7 protein-coding genes are annotated in these 11,699 nt (G+C 66.8%); 5 read left to right on the forward strand and 2 right to left on the reverse strand.

Annotated features, from left to right (window positions below):
* Window positions 1-280: 280 nt before the first annotated feature.
* The 5 genes from IAE41_RS20175 to IAE41_RS20195 all read left to right on the forward strand — a co-directional run bounded on the left by IAE41_RS20175 (window position 281) and on the right by IAE41_RS20195 (window position 8,558).
* Window positions 281-1,666 (forward strand): NAD-dependent succinate-semialdehyde dehydrogenase, encoded by a 1,386-nt coding sequence (locus tag IAE41_RS20175; RefSeq protein WP_200734331.1) that lies wholly within the window; start codon window positions 281-283, stop codon window positions 1,664-1,666.
* A gap of 63 nt (window positions 1,667-1,729) precedes the next feature.
* Window positions 1,730-3,370: an acetolactate synthase large subunit gene (locus tag IAE41_RS20180; RefSeq protein WP_200734332.1), complete on the forward strand. Its 1,641-nt coding sequence runs from the start codon at window positions 1,730-1,732 to the stop codon at window positions 3,368-3,370.
* A 161-nt stretch (window positions 3,371-3,531) separates the two neighbouring features.
* The gene (gene lysS, locus IAE41_RS20185) at window positions 3,532-5,043 is read left to right on the forward strand and encodes a lysine--tRNA ligase (RefSeq protein ID WP_108746620.1); all 1,512 of its coding nucleotides are present in this window, start codon (window positions 3,532-3,534) and stop codon (window positions 5,041-5,043) included.
* A gap of 201 nt (window positions 5,044-5,244) precedes the next feature.
* Window positions 5,245-6,390: a two-component system response regulator gene (locus IAE41_RS20190; protein ID WP_200734333.1), complete on the forward strand. Its 1,146-nt coding sequence runs from the start codon at window positions 5,245-5,247 to the stop codon at window positions 6,388-6,390.
* Complete coding sequence (locus IAE41_RS20195) at window positions 6,387-8,558, forward strand: response regulator (RefSeq protein ID WP_079221764.1); 2,172 nt, start codon at window positions 6,387-6,389, stop codon at window positions 8,556-8,558. The genes IAE41_RS20190 and IAE41_RS20195 overlap by 4 nt, the downstream gene beginning before the upstream one ends.
* A 262-nt stretch (window positions 8,559-8,820) precedes the next feature.
* Here the strand turns inward: IAE41_RS20195 and IAE41_RS20200 are convergent, their stop codons facing one another.
* Both IAE41_RS20200 and IAE41_RS20205 read right to left on the reverse strand, forming a co-directional pair.
* Window positions 8,821-9,693: a crotonase/enoyl-CoA hydratase family protein gene (locus IAE41_RS20200; protein ID WP_079221765.1), complete on the reverse strand. Its 873-nt coding sequence runs from the start codon at window positions 9,691-9,693 to the stop codon at window positions 8,821-8,823.
* Between the two features lie 160 nt (window positions 9,694-9,853).
* Window positions 9,854-11,530, reverse strand: coding sequence for a long-chain fatty acid--CoA ligase (locus IAE41_RS20205; protein ID WP_200734334.1), 1,677 nt, complete (start codon window positions 11,528-11,530; stop codon window positions 9,854-9,856).
* Window positions 11,531-11,699: the final 169 nt, after the last annotated feature.

Here is an 11,699-nt window from a genome sequence, read left to right on the forward strand (position 1 = left end):
ACACCCCTTGAGAGTGTCCAGAAATGGTTGACCACCACAGGTTTACGGCGTCCCCCTCAACCGGACCCGCCCCGCCAACCCACGGAATGCACGCATTTGACGTTGACGTTGACGTTGCATTGAGCGGGTGCAGGGCGCAGCCCTGCCATGACCCCCCTCCCTATACAGGTAACTGCAGGTCACAGGATAAGCAGACGCCTTGTTGCTGCCATCGAACAGGTCCACATTCCTGTGCAGGAGGCGGGCTGCCCGCCCGTTCTCGAGACAACAGGAGACCTGCATGTCCACTGCCCCCACCACCGCCATCTCCCGCGATCCGGCCACCGGCCAGCAGATCGCCAGCCATCCCTTCGCCACCGCCGCCGAACTTGAAACCCTCCTGCAGCGTGGCCAGGCAGGCTTTGCCGCCTGGAGCACCCAGCCGCTGGAGGCGCGCGCTGCCGTGCTGCGCGCGATGGCGGCCGTCCTGCGCCGCGACCGCGAGCCGCTGGCCGCACTGGCCACCGCCGAAATGGGCAAGGTCCACGCCGAATCGCTGGCCGAAATCGAAAAATGCGCGCTGCTGTGCGACTGGTACGCCGAAAACGGTGCGCAGTTCCTGCGCGACGAACCCACCCAGGTGGCCAACGACAAGGCCTACGTGTCCTACCTGCCGCTGGGCGTGGTGCTGGGCATCATGCCGTGGAACTTCCCGTACTGGCAGGTGATGCGGGCGGCCGTGCCGATCCTGATGGGCGGCAATGGCTTCCTGCTCAAGCCCGCCGAGAACATCGTCGGCACCGCGCAGCTGCTCGATGCCGCCTGGCGCGAGGCCGGGCTGCCGGACGGCACCTTCATTGCGGCCAACATCAGCCGCGAGGGCACCAGTGCGGCCATCGCCGATGACCGCATCGCCGCGGTCACCCTCACCGGCAGCGTGGCCGCGGGCCGCAGCATTGCCGCCCAGGCCGGGCAGGCGCTGAAGAAGGTGGTGCTGGAACTGGGCGGTTCTGATCCGTTCATCGTGCTGGCAGACGCCGATCTCGATGCTGCCGTCGATGCAGCCGTCGCTTCGCGCTTCCAGAACACCGGGCAGGTCTGCATTGCCGGCAAGCGCATCATCGTCGAAGCGGCGGTGTACGACCGTTTCGTGGCGCAGTTCTGCCAGAAGGTGCAGGCCCTGACGATTGGTGATGGCCGCGAAGCCGGTAACCGCATCGGCCCGATGGCCCGTCAGGACCTGCTGGAACAGCTGGATGCACAGGTGCGTGCCTCGGTCGATGCCGGTGCGCAGCTGCTGGTCGGCGGTCACCAGCTGGACCGCCCGGGCAGCTTCTACGCGCCGACCGTGCTGGCCGGCGTGGAGCCGGGCATGCAGGCCTTCGATACCGAGACGTTCGGGCCGGTTGCCTCCATCACCCGCGCACGCGACGCCGACCACGCGGTGGAGCTGGCCAACCAGAGCGAGTTCGGCCTGAGCGGCAACCTGTGGACCGGCAACCGTGAACGGGCCATGCAGCTGGCGCGCCGCCTGCAGACCGGCGGCGTGTTCGTCAACGGTTTCTCGGCATCCGACCCGCGCGTGCCGATCGGTGGCGTGAAGAAGAGCGGCTTCGGCCGCGAGCTCTCGCACTTCGGCATCCGCGAATTCGTCAACGCGCAGACGGTCTGGTTCGACAAGCGTTGACGCGCGGCTTCCATCCTTCCTGCAACGATCCACCATCAGTCCAGCGAAAAGGACGGCATTCCAATGTCAAAGGGTTCAGATCTGCTTGTCGCCGCACTTGAGAACGAAGGCGTCGAGCGCATTTTCGGTATTCCCGGCGAAGAAAACCTCGACGTGGTCGAGTCGCTGCGCCATTCCAGCATCGAGCTGGTCATCACCCGCCACGAGCAGGCGGCGGTGTTCATGGCGGCCACGTACGGCCGCCTGACCGGCAAGCCGGGCGTGTGCCTGGCCACCCTCGGCCCCGGCGCGCTCAACTTCACCACTGGCGCGGCCTATGCGCTGCTGGGGGCGTGGCCGGTCATCATGATTACCGGCCAGAAGGGCATCGTCGCCAGCAAGCAGGCGCGTTTCCAGATCGTGGACATCGTCAGCACGATGAAGCCGCTGACCAAGCTGGCCCGGCAGATCGTCTCGGCACGGACCATTCCGACCATCGTCCGCGAGGCCTTCCGCGTGGCCCAGGAGGAGCGCCCCGGCCCGGTGCTGCTGGAGCTGCCCGAGGACATCGCCGCCACCGAAGTCGAGAGCGTGGCGCTGATTCCCACCCACGCGGTGGACCGGCCGATTGCCAGCCCGGAAGCGCTGGACCGCGCGGCGGAGATCATCCGTACCGCAAAGCGGCCGCTGCTGATGATCGCTTCGGCGGCGTCGCGGCCGCAGTCCAGCGAGGCGCTGTCGGCTTTCGTGCAGCGCGCCGGCATTCCGTTCTTCACCACGCAGATGGGCAAGGGCGCGGTGGCCGGTGGCTCGGGCCTGTACATGGGCACTGCGGCGCTGACCGAGCGCGACTACGTGCACATGGCCATCGACCAGGCCGACGTGATCGTGACCATCGGCCACGAAGTGACCGAGAAGCCGCCGTTCGTGATGCGCCCGGGCGGCCCGACGGTCATCCATATCGGTTATTCGCAGGCGGCGGTGGAGCAGGTGTATTTCCCGCAGGTGGAGGTGATCGGCGACATCGGCCGGTCGCTGACCCAGCTCGGCGACCGCATCGAAGGTGCCGTGGCCAACGCCGATGCGCTGCTGCCGCTGCGCGCGACCATCCTGGAGCACCTCGCTGATCGTGCCGAGGAGGACGGGTTCACACCGCAGCGGCTGGTGCATGACGTGCGCCAGGTGATGCCGCCGGACGGCATCGTGGCGCTGGACAACGGCATGTACAAGATCTGGTTCGCGCGCAATTACCGCACCCAGGTGGCCAATACGCTGCTGCTGGACAACGCCCTGGCGACGATGGGGGCGGGCCTGCCGTCGGCGATCATGGCCTCGATCCTGTATCCGCAGCGACGGGTGCTGGCGGTCTGCGGCGATGGCGGTTTCATGATGAACAGCCAGGAGCTGGAAACGGCGCGCCGGCTGGGCCTGAACCTGGTGGTGCTGATCCTCAACGACGGCGCCTACGGCATGATCCGCTGGAAGCAGGCGGTGGACGGCTTCACCGACTACGGCATGACCTTCAGCAACCCGGATTTCGTGAAGTACGCCGAGGCCTACGGCTGCAAGGGCCACGAGGTGACGGCCATCGAGCAGTTCATCCCGACCCTGGAAGCGGCCTTCAACGAGGGTGGGGTGCACCTGGTGTCGGTGCCGGTGGACTATTCGGAGAACCAGCGGGTGCTGGTGGAAGAACTGCGGCAGGCGTTTCCCGGGAACGCCTGAGGTAGCGCCGGGCCACGCCCGGCGGATTCTGGGCGACCGATCGCCGGGCATGGCCCGGCGCTACCGGCTGCGGCGGGGCCGGGGCAGGGCGGTTTTGGTATGCTGGGCAACCGGCTGTGCCGGGTGCAACCTCCCCCTCACTACACGATTCCCGCAGATCCATGAGCGAAGCTACCGATACCCCCCCCGTCGACGAAAACAAGTTGATCGCCGAGCGCCGTGAGAAACTCAAATCGCTGCGTGGGCAGGGCATCGCGTACCCGAATGACTTCCGTCGCGAGGACTTCGCCGGGCAGCTGCAGGCCGAATTCGCCGATGCCGACACCTGGACCGCCGAGGCCCTGGAAGGCAACGGCCGCCAGGTGAAGATGGCCGGCCGCCTGATGGCCAAGCGCATCATGGGCAAGGCCAGCTTCGCGCAGATCCAGGACGAGTCCGGCCGCATCCAGCTGTTCCTGCAGGGCGGCACGCTGGGCGATGCCTACACCGCCTTCAAGGGCTGGGACGTGGGCGACATCATCGCCGTCGAAGGCGCCCTGACCCGCACCAAGACCGGCGAACTGTCGGTCAAGGCCGAATCGATCCGCCTGCTGACCAAGTCGCTGCGCCCGCTGCCGGACAAGTGGCATGGCCTGGCCGACGTCGAGCAGCGCTACCGCCAGCGTTACGTCGACCTGATCGTGACCCCGGAATCGCGCGCGGTCTTCATCAAGCGCTCCAAGATCATCCGCGCCATGCGCGCGTGGCTGGACAACCGCGACTTCCTGGAAGTCGAGACGCCGATGATGCATTACATCCCCGGCGGGGCAGCGGCCAAGCCGTTCACCACCCACCACAACGCGCTGGACCTGGACCTGTACCTGCGCGTGGCGCCGGAGCTGTACCTCAAGCGCCTGACCGTGGGCGGCCTGGAGCGGGTGTACGAGATCAACCGCAACTTCCGCAACGAAGGCGTCAGCACCCGCCACAACCCGGAATTCACCATGATGGAGCTGTACGAGGCCTACGCCACGTACAACGAGATCATGGACCTGACCGAAGGCGTGATCCGTGACGTGGCCACCACCGTCAACGGCGGCACCGAAGTGGAATGGGACGGGGCGAAGATCGACCTGGGCCCGGCCTTCCGCCGCTGGCGCATGGACGAGGCGGTGCGCCACCACAATCCGGAAATCTCGGCGGCCGACTGCACCGACCGCGAGGCGCTGCTGCGCCATTGCGAGCGCCTGAAGATCCGCGTCAAGCCGTCCTACGGCTGGGGCAAGCTGCTGCTGGAAATCTTCGAAGCGACCGTCGAACACACACTGATCCAGCCGACCTTCATCACCGATCATCCGGTGGAAGTCTCGCCGCTGGCGCGTGCCAACGACAACGATCCGGGCTACACCGACCGCTTCGAGCTGTTCGTCAACGGCAAGGAGCTGGCCAACGGCTTCTCCGAGCTGAACGATCCGGAAGACCAGGCGCAGCGCTTCCAAGCCCAGGTGGCCGCGAAGGAAGGTGGCGACGACGAGGCCATGCACTACGACGCCGATTACATCCGTGCGCTGGAGTACGGTATGGCCCCGACCGGTGGACTGGGCATCGGCGTGGATCGCCTGGTGATGCTGCTGACCGGCAGCAGCTCGATCCGCGACGTGCTCCTGTTCCCGTACATGCGCCCCGAGCAGTAAGACGCAGTACCGCTCCCGACTGTGCGCGCCGTTCCGGATCCGGACGGCGCCATTGACGCGATGCTTACTCGGCGTATGGTTGTTGCATGGCCTTGACACCCACTGTGGCTTGATGGGGTTGGGGAGGGGCGATGTGGAGAACCCGCTTCACATTGTGACGACGATCATGAACCGGGGACGCTCGTGACGGGAGTCGTGCCTATGCAGGGTGCCAGTGTGCGCAGCGGCGGGGTATCCTCGCTGGCGGATCTTCCAGCGTGGTCGAGAAGGCAGGCAGAGAACGCCTTGAACATCGTCATCGTCGATGACCAGACGTCCGCACGGACGATGCTGCGCCATGTCATTGAAGACATCGCGCCCGAATTGAGCGTGCACGACTTTGGTGATCCACTCACCGCACTTGCCTGGTGCGAGTCGTACCCGGTTGACCTGCTGCTGCTGGACTACCGCATGCCGGAGATGGACGGGCTGGAATTCGCCCGCCGCTTCCGCCGGCTGCCCAAGCACCGCGATATTCCCGTGATCCTGATCACCGTGGTCGGCGACGAGCCGATCCGGCAGGCCGCGCTGGAAGCGGGCGTCATCGATTTCCTGGTCAAGCCGATCCGCCCGCGCGAGCTGCGGGCGCGCTGCTACAACCTGTTGCAGCTGCGCCAGCAGGCCGAGAACGTGAAGCAACGCGCGCTGTCGCTGGAACAGCGGCTGCTGGCCAGCATGCACGAGGTGGAAGAGCGCGAACGCGAGACCCTCTCGCGGCTGGCGCGCGCCATCGAGTTCCGTGATGCCGGCACCAGTGCCTACCTCGAGCGCATGGCGCGCGTGGCCGGGCTGATCGCCGAGCAGCTGGGGCTGCCCGAGGAAGAGGTGAAGCTGATCGAGATGGCGGCGCCCCTGCACGACATGGGCAAGATCGCCATTCCCGACGCGGTGCTGCTCAAGCAGGGCAAGCTCAACGACGAGGAGCTGGCGATCATGCGCCGGCATCCGCGCATCGGCCATGAGCTGCTCAGCGGCAGCCAGAACCGCTTCATCCAGGTCGGCGCGTTGATCGCGCTGCGCCACCATGAGCGCTACGACGGCAGCGGCTACCCCGATGGCCTGGTCGGCGACGCGATTCCGCTGGAAGCGCGCATCGTCGCGGTCGCCGATGTGTTCGATGCCCTGATCTCGCCGCGCCCCTACAAGGAAGCGTGGACGTTCGAGGCAACCCTGGCGTACCTGTACGCCCAGCGCGGGCGCCTGTTCGACCCGCGCTGCGTGGATGCGCTGCTGCGTGGCCGCGAAGCGCTGGAACAGATCTGCGCCGAGCATTCCACCGCGTCGGCGCGGCCGGGGATGGGCGCGTGACATCCCTGCTGTCGCGGGCCCGCCTGCGGTTGTCCCAGCGCCACGACAGCGAGCATGGGCAGCAGATCGTCCGTATCGTCCTGATCAGCCTGATCCTGGCCTATGTGCTGCTGCCGGCACCGCGCCACGATCTGCCGCACGACCAGTACGTGGGCGTGCTGGCCATCGTGCTGACCGGACTGTCGCTGTCGCTGCTGCTGTTCGGCTGGCTGCTGTGGAAGCCCGGGCGTTCGGACCCGCGCCGTGTGCTGGGCATGCTGGCCGACTACGGGCTGATCGCCGCGGGCATGATCCAGATGGGCGAGCCGCTGTCGTGGGTCTACATCGTGGTGATGTGGGTGACCGTCGGCAACGGCATGCGCTTTGGCAACAACTACCTCTACGTCGCCGTGGCGATGGCGATGGTCAGCTTCGGCAGCACCGTGCTGCTGACCCCGTACTGGGAACAGAACCTGCGCCTGGCCATCGGCCTCTGGCTGGGGCTGGCCGCAGTGCCGCTGTACTTCTCGACCCTGCTCAAGCAGCTGACCAAGGCCATGGCCGAGGCGCGCCGCGCCAGTGAAGCCAAGAGCCGCTTCCTGGCCAACATGAGCCACGAGTTCCGCACCCCGCTCAACGGCCTGAGTGGCATGACCGAGGTGCTGGCCACCACCCGCCTGGACGATGAGCAGCGCGAGTGCCTGAACACCATCCAGGCCTCGTCCCGCAGCCTGCTGGCGCTGGTCGAGGAGGTGCTGGACATCTCCGCCATCGAGGCTGGCAAGCTGCGCGTGGTGGCCGAGGATTTCGTGCTGGCCGACGTGGTCCAGGCGATCGGCCTGATCCTGCTGCCACAGGCCAAGGCCAAGCATCTCGATTACCGGGTGAAGGTGGCTGCGAACGTTCCGGCCACGCTGCGGGGCGACGTCGGTCACCTGCGGCAGATCCTGCTCAACCTGGCCGGCAACGCGGTGAAGTTCACCGATCACGGCAAGGTGGAAGTGCGCGTGGGCCTCGTCCACGCCGACACCCAGGGTTCGGTGCGCCTGCGCTTCGACATCATCGATACCGGCATCGGCGTTCCGGTGGCGATGCGCCCGCGGCTGTTCGAAGCGTTCGAGCAGGCCGACGTCAGCATGGCCCGTCGCCACGAAGGCACCGGCCTGGGCACGACCATCGCCAAGGGCCTGGTCGAGGCCATGGACGGCGAGATCGGCTACCTCGACAACCCGCCGCAGGGCAGCCACTTCTGGGTTGAACTGCCCTTCGCGCCGCCGCAGCCGGTGGTGGCCGGTGCGGTGCCGAGCGTGGCCACCGGCGAAGACGTGGGCCCGGGTGGCAACGTCATCGCCTTCGCCGACCCCTTCCTGCGCCATCGGGCCCGCGTGCGCAGCATGCAGATCCTGGTGGCGGACGACCACGAGGCCAATCGCATGGTGCTGCAGCGGCTGCTGCAGAAGGCCGGGCACAAGGTGATGTGTGTCGATGGGGGCGAGGCGGTGCTGGATGCGCTGGCCGAGAGCGAATTCGACGCGGCCATCGTCGACCTGCACATGCCAGGCATGAGTGGGCTGGACATGCTGAAGGAGCTGCGGGTGATGCAGTCCGGTGGCGGCCCGCGCACGCCGGTGCTGGTGCTCAGTGCCGACGTCACCCCGGAGGCGATCCAGCGCTGCACACAGGCCGGCGCGCACGCGTTCCTGGCCAAGCCGGTCGTGGCCGTGCGGCTGCTGGACACCCTGGCGGAGATCGCCAACAACGCCCAGCTGAAGGCGTCGGCGCCGCCGATCGTGCGTACCGCCACCAACCTTGATGGCGTGCTCGACACCGGCGTGCTGGACGAGCTGGCTTCACTAGGCATGGGCGATGGGTTCGAGCGGGAGTTCATCCGCCAGTGCCTGGAAGATGCCGACAACTGCCTGCGCAAGGCCGAAGGCGAGGGCGAGGCTGGTCGCTGGGATGCCTTCCGCGAGCAGTCCCACGCGATCAAGGGCGTGGCCGGCAACCTGGGCCTGGTGCGCGCCGCCAACCGCGCCGGCGAACTGATGCGGATGGCCGATTGGCAGCTCAAGGCCGAGTGGCGCGCGCGCCTGGCCGTACTGCAGGGCGCGATCAAGGAAGGGCGTCACGCGTTGGACGCGCGCGCCGAGCGCAGGGCCCGCGGTGCCGCCGACGACATGGAACGGTAGAGTCGAGCGTGCTCGACTGCCTTCGTTCGATGTAGTGCCGGGCCATGCTCGGCTGCATTCCGCGGGGTCCGCGATGCAAGGCATCCACGCATGGCGTGGATCTACTGGGTCCGCGACGCAAGGCATCCACGCACGGCGTGGATCTACTGGGTCCGCGACGCAAGGCATCCACGCATGGCGTGGATCTACTGCCTTGGTCGCGCGAGCGCGAAAAAAAGCCCGGTGGCCAGCCGGGCTTGAACCCAGAGGGGGAGGACAGCAATCAGGCCGCGTCGAGGCCGGCGCGACGGGTCTGTGCCTTCACCAGGCGATCCATCGTGCGCAGCGAACGGTCACCCAGGGCCAGCGCGGAGTCGACCCACACCTTGGTGATTTCCAGCAGTTCGTCGTAGCTGACCGCCTGCGCCAGGTTGCGCGCCGCGTTCATGGCCAGGTACGACTGCGGCAGACGCTGCTGCTGGCGGATCATGTCTTCGACGGCGGCGCGGCCTTCGCCCTTCTTCACCAGCACGTCGACCACGCCCAGTGCATGCATTTCCTCGGCGCTGTAGACGCGGCCATCGAGGATGATCTTCTCGGCCAGCTGCGGCGACACCCGGCGGCACAGGAAGGAATAAGCGCCCATGCCCGGGAACAGGCCGAACAGCACTTCCGGCAGGCCCATGCCGCAGCCTTCCTCGGCCACGATGGTGTGGCAGGCCAGGGCCATTTCCAGGCCGCCGCCCAGCGCATCGCCCTGGATGAGCGCGATCGAACGCACGTCACCGCCGAAGCCGGTGTGCAGGTGGTGCACGCCTTCCACGCAGCGCTGGGCGTAGGTCAGCAGCAGGTCGCGGTTGCCTTCGCGGATCAGACGGGTGAACAGGTCCAGATCGCCACCCAGGTTGTACGCGGCGGCATCGGAGGCCAGCACGAAGTGGCGCAGCTGCCCGCTGTGGCGCTGCGCCGGGCCGCGGGTGATGGCGCTCATGTAGCTCCACATTTCGTCCAGCATGTCCTTGCGGCAGCACGGGCGGATGCCCGTCGCAGCATCGGCATGCATGAACAGCCAGTGGGCGGTGTCGTTGTTGCGGTCGTCCGTACGGATGGTGGCGTAGGGCGAACCACTGGTCGGCAGCTTTTCGATGGTGCTCATTGAAGTGTCCTCGGCATGCGGCCCGTAGAGAGAAGTGGTGGCCGGCGGGCCGAACGGTCCACACACGCGGCGATGCTACACCGGGCACGTGGCCACGCATGCGAAAAGGCCCGGGTCGTTGCCGACCCGGGCCTGAAAGCATTCAACCTGGAGCAGACCCTTACGGGGCGGGCGTATCGCGCAGTTCGCGGCGCAGGATCTTGCCCACGTTGGTCTTCGGCAGTTCCTTGCGGAATTCCACGATCCGGGGGTGCTTGTAGCCGGTGAGATTGGCCCGTGCGTGCTCCTTGACCATTTCGGCGGTCAGGTTCGGGTCCTTCTTCACGATGACCACCTTCACGACTTCACCGGACTTCTCGTCCGGTACACCGACGGCGGCCACTTCCAGCACGCCCGGCATCATCGCGATGACGTCCTCGACTTCGTTCGGGTACACGTTGAAGCCGGACACCAGGATCATGTCCTTCTTGCGGTCGACGATGTAGAAGAAGCCCTGCTCGTCCATCTTCGCCATGTCGCCGGTGTGCAGCCACTGGCCGGCATCGATGGCGGTGGCGGTCTCGTCGGGGCGCTGCCAGTAGCCCTTCATCACCTGCGGGCCGCGGATGCACAGCTCGCCCACCTCGCCCATGGCCAGGACATTGCCGTTGTCGTCCTTGATGCAGGCATCGGTGGACGGGATCGGCAGGCCGATGGCGCCGTTGTATTCCTTCAGGTCCAGCGGGTTGATGCAGGCCGCCGGCGAGGTCTCGGTCAGGCCGTAGGCCTCGACCAGGGTCACCCCGGTCACCTTCTTCCAGCGCTCGGCCACCGCACGCTGCACGGCCATGCCGCCACCCAGGGTCACCTTCAGCGAGGAGAAGTCGACGGTGTCGAAGCCGGGGGTGTTGAGCAGGCCGTTGAACAGGGTGTTGACGCCGGTGATGGCGGTGAAGCGCACCGACTTGAGCTCCTTGACGAAGCCCTTCATGTCGCGCGGGTTGGTGATGAGGTGGTTGCAGCCGCCAAACTTCATGAAGACCAGGCCGTTGGCCGTCAACGCGAAGATGTGGTACAGCGGCAGGGCAGTGATGATCCACTCCTTGCCCGGCTCGATGCCCGACGCGCCGATCCAGGCCGAAGCCTGCTGCATGTTGGCGATCAGGTTGCGGTTGGTCAGCATCGCACCCTTGGCGACGCCGGTGGTGCCGCCGGTGTACTGCAGGAACGCGACGTCGTCGTGGTCGATCTCGACCTTGGGCAGGGTGTGGCGGCTGCCGAGCTTGAGTGCCTGGCGGAAGCGCACCGCGCCCTTCAGATGGTAGTTGGGCACCATCTTCTTGACGTACTTGAGCACGAAATTGACGATCGTGCCCTTGAGGCCGAGCAGGTCGCCCAGGCCGGTGGTGATGACGTGCTTGACCGGGGTGTCGGCGATGACCTGCTGGACGGTGTCACCGAAGTTGTCCACCACCACCAGCGCGCTGACGCCGGCGTCGACCAGCTGGTGCTTCAGCTCGCGCGCGGTGTACAGCGGGTTGACGTTGACCACGGTCAGGCCGGCGCGCAGCACGCCGAAGGTGGCGATGGGGTACTGCAGGCAGTTGGGCATCATCAGGGCGACGCGGTCACCCTTCTTGAGCTTGAGCTCACCCAGCAGGTAGGCGGCGAACTGCTCGACCAGGGCGTCGGTTTCGCCGTAGGTGAGGACCTTGCCGAAACTGGAGTAGGCGGGACGGTCGCGGAATTTCGCGACGGAAGCGTCGAAGACCGAAGCTACCGAATGGAACTCGTTGATGTCGATTTCGGCGGGAACGCCTTTCGGATAGCTCTGCAGCCAGGGACGATCCAGACTCATATTCCCCCTCCAGGAATCGTTTTTGATGGGTGCGGCGCGGACAGTATCCGCCAGAACCGCTCGCAGCAGCATACCGTTCCGTAGGGAAAACGCGAAGGGGGCGTCTGTGTCCGGTAGTGGGGGGGGGGGGGGGGGGGGGGGGGGGGGGGGGGGGGGGCGGGGGGGGGGG

Source organism: Stenotrophomonas sp. S39 (genome assembly GCF_016624665.1).
Classification (GTDB): domain Bacteria; phylum Pseudomonadota; class Gammaproteobacteria; order Xanthomonadales; family Xanthomonadaceae; genus Stenotrophomonas.

Excerpts from the sequence above, each read along its gene's own strand:
- IAE41_RS20175 (WP_200734331.1), top strand. The coding sequence starts at position 281 with ATGTCCACTGCCCCCACCACCGCCATCTCCCGCGATCCGGCCACCGGC.
- IAE41_RS20180 (WP_200734332.1), top strand. The coding sequence starts at position 1,730 with ATGTCAAAGGGTTCAGATCTGCTTGTCGCCGCACTTGAGAACGAAGGC.
- lysS (WP_108746620.1), top strand. The coding sequence starts at position 3,532 with ATGAGCGAAGCTACCGATACCCCCCCCGTCGACGAAAACAAGTTGATC.
- IAE41_RS20190 (WP_200734333.1), top strand. The coding sequence starts at position 5,245 with ATGCAGGGTGCCAGTGTGCGCAGCGGCGGGGTATCCTCGCTGGCGGAT.
- IAE41_RS20200 (WP_079221765.1), bottom strand. The coding sequence starts at position 9,693 with ATGAGCACCATCGAAAAGCTGCCGACCAGTGGTTCGCCCTACGCCACC.
- IAE41_RS20205 (WP_200734334.1), bottom strand. The coding sequence starts at position 11,530 with ATGAGTCTGGATCGTCCCTGGCTGCAGAGCTATCCGAAAGGCGTTCCC.